Source organism: Leifsonia xyli subsp. xyli str. CTCB07 (assembly GCF_000007665.1).
Lineage (GTDB): Bacteria > Actinomycetota > Actinomycetes > Actinomycetales > Microbacteriaceae > Leifsonia > Leifsonia xyli_C.
Window position 1 is genome coordinate 2,155,482 of sequence record NC_006087.1, and the last position, 24,193, is coordinate 2,179,674.

General features: G+C 68.2%; 22 protein-coding genes, 1 pseudogene and 1 riboswitch. Of the genes and pseudogenes, 9 read left to right on the forward strand and 14 right to left on the reverse strand.

Going from position 1 to position 24,193, the window contains the following annotated elements:
• Window positions 1–7: 7 nt before the first annotated feature.
• The gene (locus LXX_RS10330; protein WP_011186784.1) at window positions 8–1,228 is read right to left on the reverse strand and encodes a Dyp-type peroxidase; all 1,221 of its coding nucleotides are present in this window, start codon (window positions 1,226–1,228) and stop codon (window positions 8–10) included.
• Window positions 1,225–1,725, reverse strand: a complete 501-nt coding sequence (locus LXX_RS10335) for a copper chaperone PCu(A)C (protein WP_041767763.1) — start codon at window positions 1,723–1,725, stop codon at window positions 1,225–1,227. Before LXX_RS10335 ends, LXX_RS10330 begins: the two co-directional genes overlap by 4 nt.
• A 241-nt stretch (window positions 1,726–1,966) precedes the next feature.
• Here LXX_RS10335 and LXX_RS12835 point away from each other — a divergent pair, with 241 nt between their 5' ends.
• The 3 genes from LXX_RS12835 to LXX_RS16895 all read left to right on the forward strand — a co-directional run bounded on the left by LXX_RS12835 (window position 1,967) and on the right by LXX_RS16895 (window position 3,427).
• Window positions 1,967–2,413, forward strand: a complete 447-nt coding sequence (locus LXX_RS12835) for a hypothetical protein (RefSeq protein WP_011186786.1) — start codon at window positions 1,967–1,969, stop codon at window positions 2,411–2,413.
• A complete protein-coding gene (locus tag LXX_RS10345) occupies window positions 2,413–3,069 on the forward strand; it encodes a DsbA family protein (RefSeq protein WP_011186787.1) in 657 nt (218 codons plus the stop codon). The genes LXX_RS12835 and LXX_RS10345 overlap by 1 nt, the downstream gene beginning before the upstream one ends.
• Window positions 3,070–3,238: 169 nt before the next feature.
• On the forward strand, window positions 3,239–3,427 hold the full coding sequence (locus LXX_RS16895; protein WP_223227774.1) for an LPXTG cell wall anchor domain-containing protein: 189 nt from the start codon (window positions 3,239–3,241) through the stop codon (window positions 3,425–3,427).
• 190 nt (window positions 3,428–3,617) lie between these two features.
• Here LXX_RS16895 and LXX_RS12840 read toward each other — a convergent pair whose 3' ends face one another.
• Window positions 3,618–5,537: a helix-turn-helix transcriptional regulator gene (locus LXX_RS12840; protein ID WP_011186789.1), complete on the reverse strand. Its 1,920-nt coding sequence runs from the start codon at window positions 5,535–5,537 to the stop codon at window positions 3,618–3,620.
• A gap of 22 nt (window positions 5,538–5,559) precedes the next feature.
• On the opposite strand from LXX_RS12840, the gene LXX_RS14480 reads away from it, so the two are divergent.
• A complete protein-coding gene (locus tag LXX_RS14480) occupies window positions 5,560–5,883 on the forward strand; it encodes a hypothetical protein (RefSeq protein WP_041767774.1) in 324 nt (107 codons plus the stop codon).
• A gap of 328 nt (window positions 5,884–6,211) precedes the next feature.
• Here the strand turns inward: LXX_RS14480 and LXX_RS10370 are convergent, their stop codons facing one another.
• The 6 genes and pseudogenes from LXX_RS10370 to LXX_RS15870 all read right to left on the reverse strand — a co-directional run bounded on the left by LXX_RS10370 (window position 6,212) and on the right by LXX_RS15870 (window position 12,227).
• On the reverse strand, window positions 6,212–6,883 hold the full coding sequence (locus LXX_RS10370; protein WP_011186790.1) for a hypothetical protein: 672 nt from the start codon (window positions 6,881–6,883) through the stop codon (window positions 6,212–6,214).
• A 207-nt stretch (window positions 6,884–7,090) separates the two neighbouring features.
• The gene (locus LXX_RS10375) at window positions 7,091–8,434 is read right to left on the reverse strand and encodes a glycosyltransferase (RefSeq protein ID WP_011186791.1); all 1,344 of its coding nucleotides are present in this window, start codon (window positions 8,432–8,434) and stop codon (window positions 7,091–7,093) included.
• Window positions 8,431–9,579, reverse strand: coding sequence for a non-hydrolyzing UDP-N-acetylglucosamine 2-epimerase (gene wecB, locus LXX_RS15855; protein WP_011186792.1), 1,149 nt, complete (start codon window positions 9,577–9,579; stop codon window positions 8,431–8,433). The genes LXX_RS10375 and wecB overlap by 4 nt, the downstream gene beginning before the upstream one ends.
• Complete coding sequence (locus LXX_RS15860) at window positions 9,576–10,094, reverse strand: hypothetical protein (RefSeq protein ID WP_041767776.1); 519 nt, start codon at window positions 10,092–10,094, stop codon at window positions 9,576–9,578. The genes wecB and LXX_RS15860 overlap by 4 nt, the downstream gene beginning before the upstream one ends.
• 316 nt (window positions 10,095–10,410) lie before the next feature.
• Window positions 10,411–11,223: an IPT/TIG domain-containing protein gene (locus LXX_RS15865; protein ID WP_050737921.1), complete on the reverse strand. Its 813-nt coding sequence runs from the start codon at window positions 11,221–11,223 to the stop codon at window positions 10,411–10,413.
• A pseudogene (locus LXX_RS15870) lies at window positions 11,115–12,227 on the reverse strand (GH25 family lysozyme). Before LXX_RS15870 ends, LXX_RS15865 begins: the two are co-directional and overlap by 109 nt.
• 260 nt (window positions 12,228–12,487) lie before the next feature.
• On the opposite strand from LXX_RS15870, the gene LXX_RS10400 reads away from it, so the two are divergent.
• Together LXX_RS10400 and LXX_RS10405 are read left to right on the forward strand one after the other, a co-directional pair.
• Window positions 12,488–13,042: a signal peptidase I gene (locus LXX_RS10400; RefSeq protein WP_011186795.1), complete on the forward strand. Its 555-nt coding sequence runs from the start codon at window positions 12,488–12,490 to the stop codon at window positions 13,040–13,042.
• A 186-nt stretch (window positions 13,043–13,228) separates the two neighbouring features.
• Entirely contained in the window at window positions 13,229–15,739 is a 2,511-nt protein-coding gene (locus LXX_RS10405) for a LuxR C-terminal-related transcriptional regulator (RefSeq protein WP_041767777.1), read from the forward strand.
• 174 nt (window positions 15,740–15,913) lie between these two features.
• Here the strand turns inward: LXX_RS10405 and LXX_RS15875 are convergent, their stop codons facing one another.
• Window positions 15,914–16,315, reverse strand: coding sequence for a putative Ig domain-containing protein (locus tag LXX_RS15875; RefSeq protein WP_218060891.1), 402 nt, complete (start codon window positions 16,313–16,315; stop codon window positions 15,914–15,916).
• A 615-nt stretch (window positions 16,316–16,930) separates the two neighbouring features.
• Here LXX_RS15875 and LXX_RS16900 point away from each other — a divergent pair.
• From LXX_RS16900 to LXX_RS10420, 3 genes are all read left to right on the forward strand, one after another.
• Window positions 16,931–17,386, forward strand: a complete 456-nt coding sequence (locus LXX_RS16900; protein ID WP_223227607.1) for a transposase — start codon at window positions 16,931–16,933, stop codon at window positions 17,384–17,386.
• Window positions 17,326–18,345 carry an IS30 family transposase gene (locus LXX_RS10415; protein WP_223227743.1) on the forward strand — a complete coding sequence of 340 codons (1,020 nt, stop codon included), beginning with the start codon at window positions 17,326–17,328 and terminating at the stop codon, window positions 18,343–18,345. Before LXX_RS16900 ends, LXX_RS10415 begins: the two co-directional genes overlap by 61 nt.
• Before the next feature lie 97 nt (window positions 18,346–18,442).
• Entirely contained in the window at window positions 18,443–19,408 is a 966-nt protein-coding gene (locus tag LXX_RS10420) for a hypothetical protein (RefSeq protein ID WP_011186797.1), read from the forward strand.
• Here the strand turns inward: LXX_RS10420 and LXX_RS10425 are convergent.
• From LXX_RS10425 to LXX_RS10440, 4 genes are all read right to left on the reverse strand, one after another.
• On the reverse strand, window positions 19,405–20,121 hold the full coding sequence (locus LXX_RS10425) for an MgtC/SapB family protein (RefSeq protein WP_011186798.1): 717 nt from the start codon (window positions 20,119–20,121) through the stop codon (window positions 19,405–19,407). The genes LXX_RS10420 and LXX_RS10425 overlap by 4 nt on opposite strands.
• 9 nt (window positions 20,122–20,130) lie before the next feature.
• Window positions 20,131–22,854: a magnesium-translocating P-type ATPase gene (mgtA, locus tag LXX_RS10430; protein ID WP_081423152.1), complete on the reverse strand. Its 2,724-nt coding sequence runs from the start codon at window positions 22,852–22,854 to the stop codon at window positions 20,131–20,133.
• A gap of 260 nt (window positions 22,855–23,114) precedes the next feature.
• A riboswitch (M-box (ykoK) riboswitch) is annotated at window positions 23,115–23,285 on the reverse strand.
• 277 nt (window positions 23,286–23,562) lie between these two features.
• On the reverse strand, window positions 23,563–23,748 hold the full coding sequence (locus LXX_RS10435) for a hypothetical protein (protein WP_041767782.1): 186 nt from the start codon (window positions 23,746–23,748) through the stop codon (window positions 23,563–23,565).
• Window positions 23,745–24,179, reverse strand: a complete 435-nt coding sequence (locus tag LXX_RS10440; RefSeq protein ID WP_141692847.1) for a hypothetical protein — start codon at window positions 24,177–24,179, stop codon at window positions 23,745–23,747. The genes LXX_RS10435 and LXX_RS10440 overlap by 4 nt, the downstream gene beginning before the upstream one ends.
• Between the last annotated feature and the right edge of the window lie 14 nt (window positions 24,180–24,193).

Below are 24,193 nucleotides of genomic sequence, written 5' to 3' on the forward strand. Positions count from 1 at the left end.
GCGCGCGTCAGCTGCCGCGGAACAGCGTCTCGCCGACGTACCCGCCCGGTTCGCAGCCGGGCGGGAGGGCGAAGACCGCCGAGCCTACCGGTGCCGTCCACTGGTTCATCAGGTCGAGCTGATCCAGCCGCCGCTGGAGCGGCACGAACTGCGCGTCGATGTCGGCCTGGTACGAGACGAACAGCAGCCCCGAGTCGCTCACACCGCTCCCGGGCCGCTCGTCGTAGTTGTACCCGCGCCGGTAGATCCGCTGCGCGGTGTCCGAGGAGCGCGCGCGGCGGATGTGCGCGTAGGCCGGGATCACCGGGAACCCGAACTCGTTCATCGCGCCGAAGTCGGGCTCGCTGTGCTCGGTCCCCCCGGTGATCGGCGCGCCGGTGCTGAGAGTGCGGCCGACCGCCTCCTCGCGTCCCGGGCGGTCCAGGAGGTCCCAGCGGTCGACATCCATCGCGATCCGGCGCAGCACCATCCCGGTGCCGTCGTGTAGCCAGTCGGGGTTCCCCGCCCGGCGCCAGACGAGCTCGGCGAAGTCGGCGCTGCCCGGCACGGGATTCGCGGTGCCATCCACCTGACCGAAGAGATTGCGGCCGGTCGCACTGGCGGGCTGTGTGCCGCGGGCAGTGCGGAAGCCCGTCTGAACCCACCGCACTGCGGCGAACCCGCGGGCGTCCTTGAGCAGCATGCGGCGAGCGTGAGCCAGCGTGAGGGGGTCGTCGGACGCGAGGTGCAGCAGCAGGTCGCCGTGACTCCACTCGTCGCGGAGGCGATCGACGCCGAAGGCCGGGAGCGGGCGCAGCCAGGCGGGCGGCTCGGCGCCGGCGCGCTGCACCAGACCGGGGCCGAAGCCGAAGGTCACGGTGAGCCCGGCCGGCCGGGTGGCCAGCTCTGGTTCGGTGTCGGCGAGCGCCGCCTCGCCGCGGGTCAGATCGGCGGCGTCGGCGGAGAGGACGAGCAGCATCCGCTGGATCGCGCTCCGGTCCGTCTCCGGATGGAGATCGAGCGCGATGAACGCCGAGTGCGCCGCGGGAGGGGTCTCGATCCCGGACTGACGCCGCCCGTGGAAGGCCACCGACCGGCGCCCGTCGACGGTCTCCGCCGGCGCTGCGGCGGGGCGGGCGGCCGCGATCCCGGCGACGAGGGACGAGGTCGCGCCGATCCCGGCGACCGCCGCTCCCCCGAGGAGGAACTGCCGCCGCCGGACACGCCCGCCGGGCCCGGAGCCGGTCATCCCTTGTAGTTCTCGTTCGCCCCGGAGAAGTCCTTCACCGGGACGGCGACGGGGGAGGTCGAACCGTCTGAGAATCGCAGCGTCACCGAGATCTTCTGCCCGGCCTCGAGCGGCGCTTTGAGGCCCATCAGCATGATGTGGCTGCCACCGGGCGCCAGATGCAGGGTCGAGCCGGCCGGGATGCGGAACCCGCTTTTCGCCTCCTGCATCGTCTCCGCACCATTCTTCGTGACCGTCTCATGGAGCTGGAGGCTCGAGGCCGCCGAGCTGGTGGCTCCCACCACGATCGCCGTCCCGGAGCCCGTGTTCTTCACATCGCCGAACGCTGCGGTCATCCCGGAGCCGGCCGCCTTGACCCACGCTTTGCTCACCTGCACGCCATCCGCCTGTTTTCCCGGGGTCTGCGCCGAGGCGGGCAGGTGGACGGCGCAGCCGGTGAGGCCGAGCAGGATCGCTGCCACGGTCGTGGCGCGAAGCAGCCTGGTGGTTTTCGTCATTCGTACGTCCTCTTCAGCTCAGGGGGTCGTGTGCCCACCGATTCAATCCGCGCGCGGCGGGACCGAGTGACGACCGGGGGCGCAACCCGGCCGAATAGGTGGGCGCCGGCGGCCGCTGAGTGGAAACCCGACCCGACGCCGATCCCCCGAACACCACTCATCCCGCGCCGCTGGCCACTCGTGGCCGCTTCCGCCGTCGGACACTGGGCGGCAAGGAACGACGTCACGAGAGGAACGACTGATGCAGAACCGTGGCTCCAGCGGGCAAAGAACCGCGACCCCACCCGGACCGGCGGCACTGGCCCCGGCTGCGTGCTCTGACGCCGCCGCGCCGCCGTCCACCCGCGAGGCCACCCAGCACATCACCCTGGTGGGGAAGGGCACCGTACCCGACCCCGACAGTGTGGTCGTCTTCGAGCGTGTGACCAGCGGCGGGCAGGTCGTCGACGGCGGGATCACGGACCCGGTCTTCGATCGCGACGGCGCCTTGCAGCTGTCCAGTTCGCTCCACCTGCGGGAGGGTGCGACCTACCACTACACTCTCTCGATCGCACGGTATCCGGAGCCCGCGGTCGCCCAGAGCCTGAGCTGCGAGGTCGCTACAGCGAGCGGGAAGCGGCTGGCGCAGATCGAAAGCCACGATTCCGACGAAGTCACCTGCTCCTTCCGCTTCCCCGGAGACAACTGATGCGCGCCGCGAGAGAGAATCGCCGCCGCCGGATCGCCGCCGCGGCGGCGATCGCCCTCCTGGCGCTCGCGCTGAGCGGGTGCGCGGCGCAGACGCAGCAGCCGGCCGCCACCAGCTCAGCGACCTCGGCCCGGACGGCGGGGGTCGTGGAATACGGGTCGGGCGCCAAAACCGTCGACCTGTACGTCGATCCCCTGTGCCCCTACTGCCGCCACTTCGAGCAGCTGTCGGGGCCGATGCTCCTGAGCGAGGCGAAAGCGGGCCGGCTGACCTTGCGCGTGCATCCGATGGCGATCCTCGACCGGCTCTCGAACGGGACGCGGTACTCGACCAGGGCCGCGGCCGCGGTCCTCACCGTCGCGGCGAGCCACCCGCACTCGTGGCCGGCCTTCCTCGCCAAGCTGTTCGAGAACCAGCCCGAGGAGAACAGCGCAGGGCTCACCGACGAGCAGCTCCAGGCGCTCGCGACCGACGCGGGGACCCCTGTGACCCTCACGAGCGGTACCGCCCCGATGGAGGCAGAGGTCGCCAGCGCGACCCAGAACGCGCTCCAGCAAGGGGTCTCCCACGTGCCAACCGTGATGGTGAACGGAAAGGTGTTCCCCGGCAGCAGCCAGGAGACCGCGAAGTTCGAGACGTTCTACCGCAACAGCTAAGAACTGGAATCCATAGAAAAAGCTTGAAACTACGCGTATTTTCGGACTCAACCTGGACGCCCATAGGTGGGCTGCTAATGCGCTTCGATCGTAGCGACGTTCGTAGCGACGAACGTTCATCGTTCGGTCCACCAGCGGCCATACAGTCTCCACAAACCTCACCTGGGAAATCCAGACCACGGCAAACAACGAAAACACCACCACCCCCGATACCGCCAACGGCAACAGCAACGCTCTCGCCAGCACCGGTTCCGGCATCGCGATCTTCACGCTCAGCGGCATCGCGGTGCTGCTGCTCGCCACAGGCATCCTCCTCACCGTCGCCCGACGCCGCCGACCCGGCAAACCGCAGGCATGACGGACAGGACTCTGATCCTCCCCACCCTCCGACACAGCACGCCGATCGACCCACTCGCCCGCCATGCGAGACCCACGTGAAGTGAGGACGACAGACAACTTTGGATTCAAGAACGGAGACAACGCGAAGGCTGTTGAGAAAGGCCTGCTGTACGGATGGGCTGCCCCACGCCCGGACGCGGAGAACCCGATCAGGACGTTCCGCGCAGCCGCGCGAACAACTCCTGACGGTTCCTCGCACCAGTCTTCTTGAGCGCACTGTGAATATGGTTCTCGATCGTGCGCACACCGATCCCGAGCATCGAAGCCACAGCAGTGTTCGGGAGGGTCGCGGCGAGGAGCGCAACCTGGGTCTCCCTCGGGGTCAGCGACTCGGTCCGCTGCCGCTCCCCCGCAGCGTCCTCGGGGTCTCGCAGGCCGGGGAGGGGTTCCTCGCGCACGAGCACGAGCACGAGCAGAGCGGCGCCGATCGCCTTCGCCAGCTCCGAGCGCTGACCGCACTCTTGCCGCACCCGCGCCGCGAGGACGAGCGCGGCCAGTGCGCTGTGCGGCGTGCGGCCGATCGTCTCCGCGAGAGAGGTCAGCCGATCGGGTTCCTCGAACGAGGCTCTCACCAGATCGACGAGCGGCCAGCGGGGCACACCCAGCGCGTTCGAGGCGAGTTCACCGAGTTGAGCGAACGTGGGCGGCTCGGGCCAGACGCACAAGCCCACGACCAGGGTGAACATGGCTGTCAGCAGGTTGCGCTCGGCGGCCAGGCCGTCAGCGAGGCGGCGCAGTTCGGACATGGCCACCGCCTTCTGGCCCCCGATGAGGGAGCGCAGGATGGGACCGACATCGCCCTGCATCGCGGGGAGCGCCTCGTCGGTCACCACCAGCGTCGAGGCCTGGGCCTCCAGCAAAGTGGCGAGCCGGTTCTCCCCGAGCCAGTGGTTGACGAGGGACGCCAGCCACAGCAGCGCGCGGTAGAAGCCGGTGTGGGCCGGGCCCGGCGGGCCGTACGCCAGCGCCGTGTCCGCCACATCGAGCGCTTCGGTCCAGCGTCCGAGGGCGAGGAGCGCCAGCGCTGCGTAATAAGAGTGGAGCAGGATGCCGGTGAGCTCCTCCTCGGCGCGAGCGATCTCCAGGGAGCGCATGCTTCCGGCCAAGGCCAGCCCGAAGTCTCCCCGCGCGAGCGGGACGAGGGCACGCACCGCGCCGACCAGGCGCCCGACCGCGAGCAGAGGACACGCGGGAACACGTCTCTCCCAGTAGGCGGCCTCCCTCACATCGCCCTCCAGCAGCGCCACGTAGGCGAGGGCAGCGACGCACAGCGACTCGGCCGATACCCCCACAGAGCGCAGCATCGCCATCGTCGCGGGCGAGGCGTCGACTGCGGACGAGCCATCGGCCAGCACCCGGGCGAAAAGATCCAGGGCCGGACGCAGCGCCGGGAAGAGCCGGGTGAGCTCATCGAAGCGCTCCGGGACCGGACGTGTGAGGCTCCCCTCGGCGCAGGCGCGGAGAAGGACGAGGTCGAGGGCGTCCTCCGGTGTCGCCGCCGACGCGATCGACGTGCCGGCGAACACCCGCTCGACGTCTCCGGCTCCTCGCGGCGTCTCCAGGAGCGCTTCCAGGTACGGCAGCGCGGTGGCGGCCGACGGAGCGGCCGGCCACTCGGCTGCCCGTTCGTCTCTGGTGCGTGTGCTGCGACCGCGCGTGCTGCGCACCAGCCTGGCCGTGTGATCGTCTGTGTGGAGGCCGGTCGGGGCGCTGCCGCCGCAGGGACAGGACTCCAGCGCGCTGTCTCTACCGTCCGTGAAACGGAAGTAGTCCGCCATCGCCGACGGGAGCAGCCGGATGCCCAGCCCGTCCGGACCGTCGGCGACCGAAAGGAAGCCGCGCGCCTCCAATTCCTTCAGCATCGTGTGCGCAACGAGCGGGCAGGGCGCCCAGGGTCGCGAATCGTGCGCGAGCGCGAGATGCCGGATCGCCTCGAAAGTCGTCAGATCGAGGCGCGCGAGACTGCGCTCGACCCACGCTTCCACCCCGCTGCTCCACAGGTCGCGGCCGGTCATCAGCCAGCGTCCGTCGTGCAACCGCACCAGGCCATCGTCGCGGACGCCGTCCACGACCGCGAGGATGAGCCCGGTGATGCCGCTGGAGAGTGAGAAGACGTTCGAGACGACCTCGACATCCGGCCAGCCGGTCGGCGACGAGCGCCGCGGTCCTCGCGAAGTCGAGGGGCCGCAGGCGGAGACGGACGCCGGGGAAACGACAGTAGCGGACATCGGAGCGCATCAGCGCGCTCACCGCAAGCGCGCGGGAGAAGACCAACGGGGTCTCGGTTCGCGTCGCCACAGCCTGGACGATCCGGAGGGTGGCGCCATCCACATTCTCCATGCCGTCGACGATGAGGGCACGCAGGTCGTTGGCGAGCAGTTCCTGGGCGAGGGAGTCGACCTGGGAGAGCAGTGAGGGGGTGCTGCCCGGCGCTGCCCGGGACCGGACGGCTTCGGCAGTGGGAAGTGCTCCGCCTCCGGACGGTAGGGCGCGCCGTCGATCGCCACAACGGTGTAGCCCTCTCCTTCGAGCCGGCTCCGGAGGCGGCCGAGCAGTGTGGTCGCGCCCATGGCCGCCGGGCCGATCACATGGGCCGGGCGCTTCTCGCGGACGGCGGAGGAGAGCGCGGCGAGTTCCCGGGAGAACAAGAACATCTTCAGGCCCCTCTGCGTGTCCGCTTCGCGCCGGAATCCTCCCCGGACGACGGCCAGCGACCGCGCACCCGGGGAGGATTCAGGAGAATTTAGCTGTCGTAGTTCACGACGCGCTCATTGCCGTACGCATCGAAATAGGTGTGCATTCCCACGACGTAGTCAACGGAGAAGCCGAGGATTTTCTCGTGTACTTCGAACTGGTAGGAGTTGTCCGCCTCAAAAGAAGGACCCGGCTGGAAGCATTCAGTGGTCTTGACCTGCACGAACGACCAGTGCGTCGATCCGCCTGAGCGGCAGATGTGCCTGCCGGTGTATCCCTCGTTCGGGGTCACCCACGCAGCCTTCCCGTACTCGTAGTACGTACGGCCCTCGTGGTACTCCTTGAGAAAAGTGGCCTTGTACTCGGATCTCCAGTCTTTGTAGCCGACCCATCCATTGGCCGCCCGCCCGACCAGCTGCGTAGTCTCTTCCGGGTTCATGCCGCGCTCTCGAGCGATTTTTCGGGCTTCGTCCGCGCTCACCCGGTGGTTCGCGGACACGGTTGTGGTCGCTTCACCGCTGCAGGCGGAGTTCAGCTGGTCCACACTCAGGGACTTGTTGGAGCTGGCGAGCTGGTTTTTCAGCTGCGCGACGCACGACGCCGAGACGAGCGTCTGCGTCGTCGTGGTGCTTTCGGCGCTCGCGGGGGCGGCGACGAACAGGGAGGCGGTGATCGCAGTGGCGAGGGTGATCGCCGCGATACCGACAGGGCGAAGTCTCATGACTTGGGTCCTTTCCGTGGGGGGCTACGGGGCCGCACCGGATTTCGGCGCGGCTCTTCTTCTTTCGTTCCTAAGCCGATCCCAGTCCCGGTGGCATGCGTGCTCTCTCCGCCGGGTATTGAGTGGCCTGTTGGTGCTGTCGTTCTTCTCCTCCGGCCCGACTGAGTGGTTCCGCCGCACCCGCGGCCACCCGCTAGGAGCGCCCGCTCAGTGGTCGAGGGCGGTCGGCCCCGTGGACTTCTCCACGTTGCGCCGGGTCTTCAGCCACCCACTGCGCCGCGTCACGATGCGCCAGAACGCACGGGGGATGACCACGTACATATACAGCACGTAGACGGACACTCCGAGTCCCCAGCCGAGGGCGCCGAGGAACGAGACCCGCTCGCAGCGCTGCCGGTACACGAACCCCCACACCGCGAACGGCACCACCGAGAAGACGATCCAGAACACCGCGATCCAGATCAGGCGGCCCCCGCCCGGCAGGCCCGTCCTGAGCGTCGTCAGGTCGAGCAGAGCGATGACGATCATCACGGCGAACGCTGCCAGCCCGCACAGTTGCAGGAACGGCAGCACGAGGTAGTAGCCGATCTCAAGCAGCCCCAGGTTCGTCACATGCGCCGAGCAGAATGCGTCGCGCACGTACTTGACGCACTGGATGTTGCCCTGCGCCCAGCGCGTGCGCTGTGTGAGGAACCGGCGGAAGCTGGGCAACGCTTCCTGCGAGACGTGGGCGTTGCCGACGTGGGCGATGCGGTAACCGTGCAGGTGGATGTGCAGCCCGAGTTCGTAGTCCTCCAGCAGCGCGCCGTGCCAGGGCCGGTCGTGACTCGCCCGGATGAGGTCGAGCACCGACAGGCGCGCGAACTGGCCGTTCCCGCCGAGCCCGACGGTGCCGGTCCTCGCGCGCAGCGACTGCATGGCGGCGATGATCGTGCGGAACTCGATGTCTTGCAGCTTCACCAGGAAGCGGCCGAATAGATTCCCGAGCCACCCGTGGCCGGGTTTCGGCCTGCGCTCGTGGCGGTTCTTCATCCACACCACCACCTGAGCCCCGCCGACACCCGGGTCGAGGAACACCTCGGCGGAGGCCATCATGGCGAGCGCCCGGGCCGAGAGCTCACCGTCGGCGTCGAGCACCATCACGATGATCCGCTCGCGGTCCGCGTCGGCGGGCAGAAAGGCGTTCAGCGCGTCGTAGGCCGCGTTGAGCGCATCGCCTTTGCCCGTCCTCGCCTCGGGACGGCGGCGGGTGACGAGGTGGACCCGCGAGTCCCGGCGCGCGATCGCCTCGACGATGCGCCCGGTGTCATCGTCGCTGTGGTCGTCGACGACCCACACATGCACCGCGGGGAAGTCCCGGCGGGCTGCCGCGACGGTCCGCTCGATCACAGCCGCTTCGTCCCGGCACGGCACGAAGAAGTGCCACTCGAAGTCATCCGGGTCGCCCGGCGCCGTCTTCCGGTGGGTGAGGTGCGGGATCAGGATGAACAGAACGTAGGCGAAGAACGACGCCCCGAGCAGGAACGTGAGCGCTTTGAGGAAGCCGATCACGACACGAGCCCGGCGAACATCGGAGTCCCCGCAGCGATCTGGCGGAGGATGGCCGTGATCCGCTCGGTGGCACGGCCGTCGCCGAACGGACTGTCTTCGAGCCGGAGCGACTCGACCAGGTCTGTGTCGGACAGCAGTTCCGTCACCGCCTCCACGATCTGAGGGCCCGGGGCAGCGAGCCGCGCGAAGCCCGCGCGGAAGGCCTCCGGCCGCTCCGTGTTGCGCCGGACCACCACAAGCGGTGTCTTGAGCACCGTACACTCCTCCTGCAGGCCTCCGGAGTCGGAGACGACGACGGCCGCATCCCGGACGAGTCCGAGGAAGTCGGTGTGGTCGGGCGGGTCGAGCACGGTCACACCCTCGAGGAGATGCCCCAGCCGGAACCGCTCGATCGCTCCCCTCGTCCGAGGGTGCGGCACGAACAGGACGGGCAGAGGCAGTTCGCCGAGGGCGCGGAGGACGTTCTCCAGCGCCTCCGGATCGTCCGTGTTTTCGGGGCGGTGCAGAGTCGCCACGATGTAGGCGGACGTCCGTGCGGGCACCGCGGGAGCGGTCGCCCGCTGGGCCAGGCTGAGCGCGCAGGCCTCCACGATCGTGTTGCCGGTGACGAAGACCTGGGCGGGATGGATGCCCTCCCGGAGCAGGTGGGCCGCGTTCCCGGTAGTCGGAGCGCAGTGGACATCGGCCAGCACCCCGATCACCCGCCGGTTGATCTCCTCAGGCATGTCCCGGTCGTGCGAGCGGAGCCCGGCTTCCACATGCACGAACGGGATGCCCGCGTAGTGGGCCGCCTGGGCAGCAGCGCAGACGGTGTTGGTGTCGCCCTGGGCGGCGACGACCGACGGCCGTGTCCGCTGCCAGGTATCGAGCAGGTGCTCCAGGATGGCGGCGATCTGATGCCCTCGTGACGGGATGCGCCCGCACGAGAGCCTCAGGTCCGGCTCCGGCAGCCGGAAACGCTCGTAGATCGCCGCGGAGAGCTCGCGGTCGTAGTGCTGTCCGCTGTCGATCACGTAGGCGCGCGGTCCGAGCGCGTGGATCACCGGAGCCAGCTTGATGATCTCCGGCCGGGTGCCGATGACCAGGCAGATGTCTTTCCGCGGCCGGGCGTCGAACGGGGCCGAGGCGGGCGCGACGGCCGTCACCGCCGGCTCCGTCCGAGCAGGAAAGCCAGAGCCACGACATAGCCCGCGAGGGTGACGAGAGACCCGGTCAGGAGCCGTCCGAGGGAATAGCCCGGATCGAATCCCCACTCCATTGTCGTGGCGAGGACGGCGGCGATCCGGAGCTGACAGGCGACCAGCACGACGAGCACCGAGATCCCGGTCGCCACGGCGATGGAGCGCAGCGGAGCCGATTCGCCCAGCGCCAGGACAGCGCCCAGAATGAGCACCGGGATCACCAGGGTCGAGGCGGCGCACTCGACGGTGACGGGCAGCGGGAGTGTCCGGCCGTCCATCGCGACGAGCACCGCACTGCCGCTCACCGTGGGATGGAGCCCCAGCAAGCGGGTCAGCCACCAAGCCGCAGCGCTCGCCTCCTCTCCGCGCAGCGGGCCGTTGAAGACGATGACGGCGAGGCAGGCGAGGGCGAGCGCCCCCACCCACGCGACCGCGGCGGGACGCGCTTTCCTCGTTCGGACGGTGATGACGGTGTCCACAACACACTCCTTCTCCACGCCGCCGAGTCCCGGCACGCGGGGCGCGCTGGGAATGGTCCGCGATCGGAGGTCGGTCACGCGGGCCGACGCTCACGCCAGCCCGCGTGAGGATGGCAGGGGGATTCCCGCTCATAGAATCAATGGGCCACCCTTATGAGTGCGCTCCCGTTCCTGTCTGAGTGCCGGAGACCGGCCCCACTCAGCCACGGGCCCGGCCCGCGTTGCGCGGCGTGAGTGAGATGCCTTGTGTGAGTGGCATGCGTTGTGTGACACCGCGGCGGCACCGGGAGCTGGCGTGCGTCCTTCCCGCCGCGCGTCACCGTGCCTGCCGGGGCGAACGCTTCCGCAGGCGGGTCAGTCTGAGCACCATCACGCCGACGCCGACGCCGAGCATGGCGACGGTGAGATCGAGGATGTCGTCGACGCGGTCTCCGGTGTCGGCGAGGATCACCCGTGCGGAGCTCGGCCCGGCTGTGCTGTAGACGGCCGGGGAGACCTCGACAGCAAGGGGCAGCTGCACTGTCTGGCCGGACGCACCGGAGAACTCCAGCGTGTGAGCGCCCGGTGTCACATCGGCCGGCAGACGCAGCGTGACAGCGAAAGCGCCCGAGGCGTCCGCCGGCATCTCGCCGAGCACACGCGGAGACGAGTGCAGAGTGATCGTGACCGGGTCCGAAGCGGCGAAACCGGAGCCGGTGGCGGTGAACAGCGTTCCCGGCCGCGGAGCCGGCTGCGAGAGCGAAACGGCCGGGGCGATCACCGGAGCCGGCGACAACGCTTGGACCGTGACCGCACCGCTCGCGCTCGCGCCGGAATCCGCGCCGACTGCGGTCACGGTCAGCGGGCCGGCCGGCTGATCGCCGGGAACCGGGACCTGCGCGGTGAAGTCGCCGGCGTCATCGGCCGTCGCCGTCGTCCCGGGCGCTGTCCCGAACACGACCGAGACGCTCTCCTTCGAGACGAAGCCCTTGCCGCTGACGGTGACGCTGCCGCCGGGCTCGACCGTGCTGGGCGAGACCGTCACCGCAGCGTGAACGTCGTCGGAGAAGCGCTGCAGCGCCGTCTCCGTGCGCTGGAACAGGTCTTGGTCCCGGCAGGAGGTCGCCCGGCCCCGCGTAGCCGCTCGCATCGTCCCAGTGCTGCCACATCGTCCAGTGGGTCCACCCGCCAGGGAGTGCGCCGGGGCCGCCCGACACGTCCGACATCCAGTGGGCGATGAACAACGGGTAGGAGGCGAAGTCCGTGGTGTCGCCGGTGTACTCCTTCCACCAGGAGGGGGTTGGTGTAGATGACCGGTTTGACACCCGCCTCCTGCTCCACCACGGAGACGAAGTCGTGTATCCACTTGACGATGTCCGCCGGGGTCATTGCTTGGCATTTCTTGATCGCCCAGGGCTGGGTCAGACTGGAGCAGCGATGCTCCAGGTCGACCATCGGCGGCAGGAGGCGTGCGCCGGTCTTCCAGCCGTGGATGGAGGCCATGAAATGCTTCGCCTGCGATGCGCCGTCCGACCAGAATGGCCGCGCGAAGTGATACGCTCCGCGATAGAGCCCGGCGTCTCCAGCGCCCTTCCACTGCGCCTCTTATTGGGAGCTCACGTAGTCATCGTCCTCGGTCGCTTTGATGTAGACGAAACGGGCGCCCTTCGACACGGCATCGCTCCAGTCGACATCCGGCTGCCAAGCGCTCACGTCGTTGCCTCGCAGAAAGTCGAAGGCGGGGGTCGCCCGCAGCGATCGCGGCGTCACCCGGAAGACCCGATCGTTGGTCAGCGTGCTGCCGGAGTGGTCGCGGGTGGGATCGCCGTCCCTGTCCGGCACGGCGGCTGCGGCGGAGAGGGAACCGCCGAGCCCCAGCGCCAGCGCCAGGGTTGCGGCTGTGAGAGCCGAGAGGAAGGCTGAGCGAACCGAACGATGCCGGCTTCGTGGCTTCGTCTTCTGAACTGTCATCGAGAGAACTCCGTTTGCGAGGAGGTGAGGCTTACCTCTCCAGCGAAACTCCCAAGCCCCCGCCTGAGCGGTGCATCGGGTGTCTGCCGCAGACAGTTGAGTGCCGTTCGCCGCCAGACCTGGCGAGTCCGGCGCCCGGAGCGCTCCCGAACGCCTCGCTCTCTGAGGGCCCCGGCCACTCATCCCCCTCTTGGCGAGAGGAGAGGGGCACTCATTAAGGAGCGCATGAGCACCGCTGGGTTCGCACAGGATGTGGAGCGCTCGAGTGACGACAGCGGAGACCGCCACCCCGTAGCCCACCACTCAGAGAGAGCGCACAGCCGGGGATCACGATCACTCATTTCGCCCACTCCCCGCCTCTGGCCTCTGCTTCGCACCGTTAACTGATCAGGGACAACCCGAATCCGCCGCCTCGGCACAGAACGACGTCCCGAAAGGCTCGTATGACCAGCGTCACCCTCACCGAGGACCCCTTCTCGACACAAGACCGGCGCCGGTCGGTGTCGCACCGGGTCCACCCCCTGCTCATCCTCCGTTCGATCGTCCTCTGGCTTGCCGCGGCCGTCTGCGCCGCGAGCGTCGTGATCGTCGCGTGCTGCGCGCTCTTCCAGTTGCGCCCCGAAATCGTCGTCTCCGGCTCGATGGAACCGGCCCTCCCGATCGGCTCGCTCGTGCTCGCCACCGACACGCCGGGAGCAGAGCTCCGCCCCGGCGATATCGTGACGGTGGAGCGCCCGGGCAGCCAAGGCCTCGTCACACACCGCGTCGTCTCGACGGAGTTCGTCGACGGCCGGACCAGCCTCATACTCAAGGGCGATACCAACACCACGCCCGACCCGGAGCCTTATCCGGTGAGCAGCGCCGGCAAAGTCGTCGCGACCCTCCCGGTCGTCGGCTCTGTGGCCGCGGTCGTGAAGACCCCGTTGGGCATCGCCACGATCGTGGCCCTCGCGGGCGTCGTCCTCGTCCTCGGTTTCAGCGGACGCCGAAAAGCCTAACCCGGCGCACAGAAACCGCGAGGATGGCCCGAACCCTCCGGCACGAGCCATGCCGTCTTCTCGTGCCCGCAGCGATCGGCAGCCGGCCGCGCCCACCCCTCACCGCGAATTCTCCCTCGCGCAGGCCGGCGGACTCGGCCACCGCACCGGTACAGTCGAGAGGGAGGAAGGGATATTCCTGTGTTTATGTTCAACTATGAACTCCGCACCCTCGTAGCCTCCGTACGGTCCGGGCGCTCAGCCCACGTCGTCGGGCCGGGAGGCGTCGGGGCATCGACCCTGCTCCGCGCCCTGGCCTCGCAGCTCGAGGCCGAAGGATACGCCGTCCTGGCCATCACGGGCGCCCCCTACACCCGGTCCATCGATTTCTTCCCCCTCCAGCAGGCCCTCCTCACTCTTCCCTCCCAGCCCAGCCTGCGCTCCTTCTCGGGCCTCATCGACGCCGTCTCGGCGGATCTCGCGGCCACGCCGCTGCGCGCCGTCATCCTCGATGGCATCGAAAACATCGACTCGGGAACGCTCAACGTCGTGCAGGCAGCCGCCGACCGCACCAGCGCGCCGGTCGTCTTCTCCAGAAGCGTGACCATCGGCGCCCTCGTGCGGGCCGACATCCATTACACCCGCTACCCCGGACGCCGGATCGACCTACGTCCACTCGATTTCGTCGGGACGGCGGCGCTGGTCCAAGCCCAGCTCGCGAACCAGCCGGACACCGAGATCGTCTCCCGCGTCTTCGCCAAATCCGGCGGGATCACCGGACTCTCCCTGGCCATCGTGGACGGCGCCGTCGACAGCGACTTGATCGAACTGCGCGGCAGCCGCTGGACGATGACGGGCCAGAGCCTGTGGAGCAGCAGCATCGACGCGTGGCTGGAGACCCGCTTCGCCACCCTCGACGCGATCGCTTTCGACGGGCTCGAGCACCTCGCCCTCGCCCACTCGTCGCCGCAGCCCAAAGCCTGCACCCGCGTCGCCGACGACACGATGAAAGAGCTGGAAGGCCACGGCCTGGTCTCGATCCTCACGACCTCGGCGGGCCGCAGCATCGCACTCATGCCGCCGGCGCTCAGCGACTACTTCCGCGAAGCCTCCGGCTACGGCGTCGCACGGCTGCATCCCGACGCCGGCGACGCGGAAAGCTCAGCACGCTCTCCGCAGGACACGGATGTCGCCCTCTCCGTGAACGGGTTCCGCGAGCACGTCAACGAGAGCCTCCTCGCACACGCGGCGGCCTGGGAGGCTGCGCCAACGGTCGGAGCAGCGCTGCCGTATGCGCAGACGCTCATGGATGTGCCGCGCAGCGACCGCACGCTGCGCGCCGTGTTCGGCAGCACGCCGCTCTCCTCCGCGACGACACCCGAGGAAGCATTCGATTTCGCCTTCCTGCGGGCGATCTGGTCCAGCCAGGCCAGCCACCGGAGTCCCGGCTTCTCCGAGCACTTCGCAGAGCTGGCTCGCCTCTTCCCCGTGTGGGCCCCCGCCATCGGCATCTTCACCCGGTTGCTGACCGAGGGGGCCGCGAGCGTCGGCGACGACCCGGTCGCGGTGTTCGCGCAGACCGGCGTCGTCGGGACGCCGGGAGAAGCCCTCTGCATGACGACGTTCGCCTACGTCAATCTGATCGAGGGCGCGTTCGCGACGGCGGCCGAATGGGCGGCACGCATGCCCCCTTCCGATCTGCTGATCGTGGGCCGCTTCCGGGGGTTCGTGGAGGCGCTCACGGCGCTCGTCGCCGGCGACGAGAACGTCGCCCTCCATCGCAGCCTCCGTGCGCTCCACCAGGCCCAGAGCGACCGCGATCACGGCGGCATCCTGCTGCACGCCTATGTCGCCGCCCTCTCGCTGCTCGGTCTGGCCCGCTGGAAGGAAGCCCTCGAAGTCGTGGACAGCGCCCTCGCCTTCGGGCCGTCCGGCGCCTCGAACAACGGCCTCTACCGCGCACTGCTCTGGATCGGCTCCTTCATCAATCTCTGGCTCGGCGAGGACAGGCTCGCGTCGTTCTTCGAAGCGGAGGCGGAGAACCTGAACGCCCCCGACGACGCTCTCCCGGGGATGCAGAAAGGCATCGGCACGGTCATCCGCCAGCTCATCGCGGGCGACCCGACCTCGGCGATGGAGACCATGCGCAACCTGGCGGAAAGGCTCAGCCAGCAGCGCAATCTCTTCGCCGCCCTCATAACCGTCCGGATCGGCCTGGCGATCTGGCCGGAACCCTCCAGCTTCGAGCTGTTCGGCGACCTCATGATGCGCGCGTACGGCACCGAGCCCCGCCGCCTGCTCGCCCTGGCCAGCGCCTCATTCACCGACGCCGGAAAGCTCACCGCGCTCGCCCAGGATTTCGGCCAGAACGCCAACACCCCGCTCGCCATCCTCATCCTCGCCGCTCGCGGCCGCCAAGAGCACGAGACCCCCTCCGACCTCACCGAGGCCATTCAGCTCGCGCTGACCACCCTCGAAGCGGATGCCGACATCCCTGTCGTCGCTACCCAGCCGGCCCTTCAGGACCGCTCCCAGCGCGTGGACTTGCTGACCGTGCGCGAGACCGAGATCGCCCTCCTCGCCCCGACCCACTCCAACGCGGCGATCGCCTCCCGCCTGGGCCTGAGCGTCCGCACCGTGGAGAACCACATCCACAGCGCGCTCAAGAAGACCGGCACCACGAACCGGCAGGAGCTGTTCTCGGCGCTGCGACGGTAGCGCCCTGCGCTCTCCAGCGCGGAGCCCCGGTTTCGGCAGCCTGCTGCGGCTCAGTCCGTGTGGTTCGGTGGGTGCGCCTGTCAGCGCCCGCCGAGCGAGTGACGTCGAGTCATCATCGCTCCGACGACGAGCAGCGAGAGAGCGCCACAGCCACCCAGCGTCAGCGAGGTCGCCTCATCCGAGCCCGTGCGAGCCAAATCGCCAGCCGTCCCAGGAGGTTTCGCGGCGGGCGCCGCGACGGCCGCCGGAGCGGCTGGCGCCCGCGATCGTGATCGTGTCTTTTTCGATGGCGCTCTCATAGGGGTTCGACGCGATGACCGTGAACGTCGCCGTCCCCGGCGTCGTCGGGATGCCAGAGATCTTCCCGCTGGAGGCATCCAGCGACAACCCCGCAGTCAGAGCGCCAAACGTGACGGCGAAGACGATCGTTCCGAGCCCCTTCGCCGTCACCGTGAACGCGTACTCCACCCCGGCCGTCCCGCCCACCGGAGCGCCCGAGGTGAACACCAGTGTGGTCACGACCGCAGGCACACGGCCACCGGAGAGCCGGGCGTCCACCTGCGCTCCTCCGGTCACCGCCCGAACCACGAGGGGAGCGGACGAGGCCGCAACGGCCTCACCCGGTTCCGCAGCGATACCGATATGAGCCCCCACCAGCAGAGCAGCGGCGATGACAGCCGCTGTTCGCCGTGCCGCCGCTCCACCGCGAACAGACTTCTTCTCCCTCGCGAAACCGCAGAGTCCCTGCAGATCATCACAGCACCCCTCGCCAAGGATCGCAAAACCGACCCGTCGAACATGACAAACATTCTGGATAAAATAAGGATGGTATATAATAGCTCCGATCTGAATTCGCGATCAAGCGCCCCTCGCCACCGCGGTGGGAACCGATCTCGGCGCTGCGGCGGGAGATTCCAGCACTCGTCATCCACTTGTCGCCCACTCGTCATCGCCGCCGTCCGGCGGTCCCGGCACTCAGCCGTACACACAGGCGCCCCGGCAGAAGCCGGAACCCGCTCGCCCTCTCGGGAAGATGGGGGCGGGAAGCGCAAGCTCGATGACGGAAGGGGCCGTCTGTCGCCACATCGCCACTCCGGCGACGGTCGCTCGGAGAGTGATGGGGCGCAACGGCACAGTCTTGGGTTCTAGCGGTTGTTGCAACATCTGGAGTTTCTAGGAGTTGCAAGGACCGTGTCCCGTTTAAGGCGCAGTGCGGGGAAGAGGAAGTACACCCAGGCGGAGCGTGAAGCCTTCTTCGTCATTTTCAAGGAGTCCAGGAGTACGACGATCGCGGCGAGGGAGCTAGGGTTCAACCCCGCGACGTGCGCGCAATGGGTTCGCAAGGCGGGCCTGGCTAGTCACGGCTACACCGGCGGCGGCATGAGCGCGCACCCATGCAAGGACGAGTACCTGGAGCTGCGGAGCAGCGGGCTCTCGCGCCGCGAAGCGGTGGGACGAGTCGGAATCAGCCCGAACACGGGATACCTCTGGGACAGTCGAACGGGCGACGCATTTATCCAGATGGTCGCGTGGTCGATTACAAAGACAGGGTGCCTGTCGTTGTTGATCCTGTTCAGCGGGCGTCGATGCGTTCGCTCGAAGCCGCACTCCACCCACGATTCCTCTCCCTGCAGGAGCGTGAGCTGATCCGGGACCTGACCAGGGCCGGCCTTTCGTTGTGTCGGGTCGCGGCCAAGCTTGGTCGCTCGGTGTCGACGATCAGTCGAGAGATTCGCCGGAATCAGCTTCCTGGAGAGGGCGGCTACCATCCATACGTGGCGCATCGGAAAGCGGCCAGCCGCCGACCGCGACCGAAAGCCACGAGGCTGGTCCGCAATCCGCAGCTGCGCAGTTACGTTCAACGGAAGCTGACGCTACGTTGGTCGCCGGAGCAGATCAGCCGGTCGCTGATCCGCGAGTTCCCCGGCGATGCGGAGATGCGCGTGGCGCACGAGACGATCTATCAAGCCTTCTACGTGCAGGGCCGTGGACAACTCCGCCGCGAGCTCACGATGGTGCTGCGGACCGGCCGGGCCAAGCGGAAACCGCATCGTTCTGGCGCCGCTCGCAGACATCGTTTCGCGGATCCGATGGTAATGATCTCCGACCGTCCCGCCGAAATCGAGGACCGCGCCGTTCCCGGACATTGGGAAGGCGACCTCATCATCGGCGGACACCGCAACAGCGCCATCGGCACCCTCGTGGAACGCTCCACCCGGTTCGTGATGCTGATCCATCTCCCCATCGATCGCACCGCAGAATCCGTCCGGGACGGACTGATCAGCGCCGTCAAGACACTCCCACGCGAACTCCGTCGCTCGATCACCTGGGACCAGGGCTCGGAAATGGCAGCTCACAAGTCGTTCACGATAGCCACCGACATCCCGGTCTACTTCTGCGACCCCGCGAGTCCCTGGCAACGCGGCAGCAACGAGAACACCAACGGACTCCTTCGCCAATACTTCCCCAAGGGAAAGGGAACAGACCTCGCCCGATTCACCGCAACCGACCTGACGAACGTCGCCCACGAGCTCAACACCCGCCCACGCAAAACGCTCGGCTGGGAAACCCCAGCCGAACGCCTCGCTAAACTACTCGCCAGCTAATCGTCGTGTTGCAACAACCACTGGAATCCGCCAGTGACGTTCGCCCTCTTCACCCGGATCGGGACCGCCGACTGAATCCTTCAGAAAGGTTCTCCGAATGAAAATCCTCACCACGATCGCAGCGCTCCTCCTGGCAGGGACCCTGGTCGTCACAACACCGGCCGCCTCCCCGGCGGCCCCGCTCAGCCGCACCTCCACCGGCGCGTCAGCACCGTCCACCGGACCGCTGCCGTCGGGGAACGGCCAGCTGGTCGTCGTGCGCGAACTTCGGGTCCCGGTCGCCTGGCGCGAATCGCAGACCGATCTCTACGGCACTGTCACCCTCAGCAACGGCAAAGGGCCACGGCAGACCTCCACCGCTTTCAGCAGGAGCCGTTACGACCCCGTCGCCGTCGACGACCAGGCGCGCACAGCCCTTGCCCCGAACGCGCTGACCGGCAGCCGCGTGAAGATATCGATCGACCTCTGGGACCATTTTCCGCTCATCCCTCTTCCCGTCGTCCCCATGCCCGACGCGCCTCAGGCGAGGGGGATCATCGACACGACCAACGATCTGGCCGGGGTGTACACGAAGACGATCTACGGCGCAGGCGATCGCAAGGTGATCATCACCTACAGCGTCCAGAACGAGTGGCAAGCCTGGGCGGTCACCGCGATCAGACTGGACAACACCGACTACAGCGAACCCGCTGACGTCTACGGTCACTTTGCCGTCTGCACCGATATGCCCGGCCTGCTCGACTGCGTGAGAAGAGAAAGGTTGCCGTACACGATCTTCGACCGGAGCCGGAGCAACTACAAAGAGGTCTACAAAGGCTCGAACATCTACGAAAGCTCGGATCCCGTCTATGTCTACTCGTGGATCGAGGGCAGCCGGAGTTCGATGCGGACGACCGGATACCTCTACGACTCGCGGTTCTGGCGACGGGACGGCACAATCCTGTCCCTGCCGGAGGCCGTCGCCAGCGCAGGGAAGGGAGAGTCTCAATACACTGTTCCCTCCAGCGGCCCGAATGGGGGAGTCACCGTCTTCCTATACACCAAAACGGGCAGCGCCTACTAATCGGCCACCACCGCCTCCGAGGCAGTCCAGCGCACAGCGGTGACCGCCTCGGAGACGACCACGGCGGCGAGCGCGTCCTCGATCTCGTGATCGTCGCGCTCGTCGCTGTGGACCGCGGCCGTGATCAGCACAGCCCCATCGGGCTCGTCCGTCGCCGTGATCGAGCGCACGACGAACCCCGGCCGATGCACCGCCTCGAAGACCAGCGCCCGCACCTCCACTTCCGCGTCCACCCGGCAGCGGACCTCGAACACATAGTCCGTCTCCAAGGTCTCCTTGCCACTGCTCCCGGCCCGCCGGTCGAGGAGCCGTCCGAGCGGGCGCAGCAGCGTGTTCGCGAGCATCACAATCAGCGTCCCACCGGCCGCGACCGCGAGGAGGCCGCCGCCAGCGAGAGCGCCGATCGCGGCGGACGTCCACAGAGTCGCCGCCGTGTTGAGGCCGGAGACAGATGCGCCCTGCTTCATGATGACGCCCGCTCCGAGGAAGCCGATGCCCGAGACGACCTGGGCCGCCACCCGGGTCGGGTCGGCGTCCGGACCGTGGAAGCTGTAGGCCCCCATCACGACGAACAGAGCGGCGCCCAAGCTCACGAGCGCGTTGGTGCGCACGCCGGCTGTGCGGGCGCGCCACTGGCGTTCGAAGCCGATGAGAGCGCCGCAGCCGACCGCGAGAAGCACTCTCAGGGCGATGTCAGCGGTGAGCGTCGACATCCTCTCCTCCTAGATCCAGGTGCCGTACCGGCGGATGAACACCCTCTTCAGCACCTCCGTGAGCGCACAATATGCCACCAGCGTCGCGATCAGCCAGGGAAAGTACATCCACGGCAACGACACCAGGCCCAGCTGGTGGCCCCAGCCGCTGAACGGGAGCACCAAGCCGAATACGCACACGGCTCCCGTCGCCAGCGCGACCGGCAGGCTCGCCCGGGAGCGGACGAAGGGCAGGTGCTTCGTCCGCAGCATGTGGACGATGAGAGTCTGCGAGATGATCGACTCGATGAACCAGCCCGACTGGAACAGGGCCGCGTGGGCCGGGCTGTTCGCCTGGAAGACGAACCACATGAGCGCATAGGTCGTGATGTCGAAGATCGAGGAGATCGGCCCGATGCGGATCATGAAGGCGGACAGGCTCTTCGACTCCCACGCGCGCGGCTTCTTCAGCTCGTCTTTGTCGACGTTGTCCCACGGCAGGGTGAGCATCGAGAGGTCGTAGGTGAGGTTCTGCACAAGGACGACGACGGGGATCATCGGGATGAACGGGAGCAGCGCGCTCGCGACGAGCACCGAGAACATGTTGCCGAAGTTCGAGGACGCGGTCATCTTGATGTACTTCATCGCGTTCACGAAGGTGCGCCGGCCCTCGATCACACCGCCTTCAAGCACCGTGAGGTCCTTCTCGAGCAGGATGATGTCCGCCGACTCCTTGGCGATGTCCACCGCCGTGTCGACCGAGATCCCCACATCCGCGGCACGCATTGCGGCGGTGTCGTTGATACCGTCGCCGAGGTAGCCGACGGTGTGGCCGTGTGCGCGCATCGCCTCCACGATCCTGGCCTTCTGAGCGGGTGCGACCTTCGCGAAGACACTGGTCTCCTCGGCCAGCTGGCCGAGCTCCTCGATCGTCAGCTCATCCGTCTCCGGGCCGAGCACGATCGTGCGGGGGTCGATGCCGACTTTGGCGCAGACAGCGGCTGCGACCAGCAGGTTGTCGCCGGTGATCACTTTCACCTCCGTGCCGTGCTTCCGCAGGCTGGCGATCGCAGCTCCCGCACTGGCCTTCGGCGGGTCGAGGAAGGCCAGGAAACCGAGGAGGGTCAGCTCCGCCTCGTCGTCGCGGGAGTACTCGCCACGGTCGCCGCCGTCGAACTCGCGCACAGCGACCGCGAGCACCCGCAACCCTTGCTCATTGCGCTCGGCGACGAGCTGGTCGATCTCGGCCAGCCGGCCCGGGGAGAGCTCCACGTCCATTCCGCTGACCCGCTCGGAGACGCACGCTGCCAGCATTTCCTCGGTGGCGCCCTTCGCGATTAGAACGTGTGCGTCTCCGCGATCCACCACAACCGACATGCGCCTCCGGTCGAAGTCGAACGGCACCTCGTCGACGAAGGTCCACTCACGCCGGATGCGGTCGAGCTCGTCCGGACCGGCTGCGGCCACGACCGCATCGTCCAGGAGGTTGCGCAGACCGGTCTGGAACAGAGAGTTCGCGGCGGCGTAGCCCAGCGTCGTCTCGCTGGTGCGGCCCGCCGTGTTGAGGTGCTGTTCGAGCACGATCCGGTCCTCGGTGAGCGTGCCTGTCTTGTCCGTCGCCAGGATGTCGATGGCTCCGAGGTTCTGGATGGAGTTGAGCCGCTTGACGATCACCTTGCGCTTGGCCATGAACTGCGCGCCTTTGGCCAGGTTCGCCGTGACGATCAGGGGAAGCATCTCCGGCGTGAGGCCGACGGCCGTGGTCACCCCGAACAGGAAAGCGCTGGTCCAGTCCTTGGTGAGTCCATTGATGACGAACACCGTCGGCACCATGACCAGCATGAACCGGATGAGCGTGACCGTGACCCGGCGGATGCCGGTGTCGAAGGCGGTCTCGGGGCGGGCGCCGACGACCGCAGAGGAGAGGCTGCCGAACGATGTGGACCGGCCCGTGCCGATCACGACGCCCGTCCCCGATCCGGAGATCACGGAGGTTCCCATGAACCCCAGGTTCGGGGCGTCCAGCAGGTTCGCCTCGGTGACGCCGTCCACCGGGTCCGCGGACTTCTCCGCGGGCAGGGACTCGCCGGTGAGCATGGACTGGTTCACCTGGAGGTCCTTCGCTCGCACGATGCGCAGATCGGCCGGGACCATATCGCCGGCGGCCAGATGCACGATGTCACCGCGCACCACGTCCTCCACCGGGATTTCGCCTGTCACCGGCGTGCCGTGGGAGATCCGGGTGACGGCGGTGGTCGTGCGGACCAGCGCCCGCAGCTTCTCCGCGGCGCGCGTGGAGCGGTACTCCTGCCAGAACCGCAGCGTCACGCTGACGAGCACCATGATGCTCAGCGTGACGACGCCGGTGTAGTCGGGCCCGTCGGCGGGGTCGGCGAGCACCACATCGGTGAACACCATCACGACCGCCAGGAACAGCAGAATGAGGATGAACGGATTCGCGAACGTGGCGAGGAACTGCACGATCGCCGGTGCGGGCTTGCCGTGGTCCACGGCGTTGTCGCCGAACCGGGAGCGGCGGCTGCGCACCGCCTCCGGGGTGAGGCCGTTCAGACCGGTGTCGAACGACCGGATCGTGGCCTCTGCAGGGAGCCGTGCGGACTCCACCAGAACGCGCTGCTGCCCGGCGGGCAGCGAGCCGCGGCGGGTCTGCTGGCGAACGGTTTTCGGAGTGTCGCGACCGTCGGGCACGGCGGGGTTCAGGATGTCGAGATCAGTGCGGAAGAAGGGGCGCATGAGAGGTGTCTCCTCGGATTTCGGACGCGACGAAACACCGGTCGCCAGGGAACGGCCGGGCAGGTTCGCGCATCAGCGCTGGGGGTGGGATGGGTGGGGGGAGCCCGCGGAGACGACGCTCAGGACGAAGGTCGGGGAGACCGTGCCAGAGCGGCACCGCGAGCACGGGGAGATCGACTGTCGTCGTCGCTCATCGGGTCACCTCCTTTTCGGCCGGACGCATCTCGCAGGCGGGAGCCTGACATCGCATGCATCATGGATCGGCACTTCCACGTAAGAGTTTCGGCACTGCGCGACGTGTCCCGCCGGGCGGGAAGCCACCTGGGGTCACCCCTTAGGCCGGGGAGACCTGTCCTGATCTTGGGCATCTCTCGACGTCGTCAGATCAGTGGCCTGTGTTCACGCAGGAGCCTCACCTAACGAAGTGCTCTGCTCGATCACGCTAACACGCCTTCTCCGCGGAGAAGCGCATTCTGAGCGTTTTCGAACAAACAACCGTGATTCCTTTCCTGCGCGCCTCCCCGCCGCCGCTCAATCGCCGCCCAGCACCCTCCCCCGCGCCACTCAATGCGCCGGAAACGCCACTCGCGCGCATAGCCCGGCACTCGAATGGAGGAGGTATCGATACCGGCGATCCCCGCCGAACGCCCCCTCCCCGAAACGCCCCATCCCCCAGGAGTCGCCACGCTATCCCACCGTCACACCGGCTCAGCTCTCACCCTCCCGGACATCGCGGCCGATGACGCCTCCCCCGGCCGGGTGAAGCCGCGCTCGATCGGGGCCGGCGAGGACCCCGGCGGCGCGGGGGCCGGGAACGGCTGCGAAGACGACGGGAACAGGCTCCTCCGGCATCGGCGCGGCGCGGGCGGACTCGCTGTTCTCCGCACCGATCACGAAACGGCCGGCGGAGACCCGGCCGATCCCGGGGAGTTCGACGCGACCCCGGAGGTCACCCGGACGCTGAAGCGGATAGGCTGGTCCCCGCCGTGCAGCAGCACGACCTCCGCTGTGCCGAGCCGCAGCGGGACGATCCCGGGATTGGTGGAGAACGTGCTGCGGACCGCACCGTCCTGGAAGCGCACCACCCCCGGCGGAGTGAGCGTCGCCGACCACCCCGAGGCCGGGCCGTCACCGGTCGCGATGTTCAGCACCGTCGAGCGCGGCAGCTCGACGACACGGCCCTCAAGCTCGCCGACGACGACGGTCACCGGCGCTGCGACAGGGGTGGTCATCGCCGGAGCCTCCGGCGAACCGGAACACCCGGCGAGCGCCGAGACCACCGCACCGGCCGCCAGCACGGCGATCATCGTCCTTAGTGCTCTCATACAGCGTCCTTCCG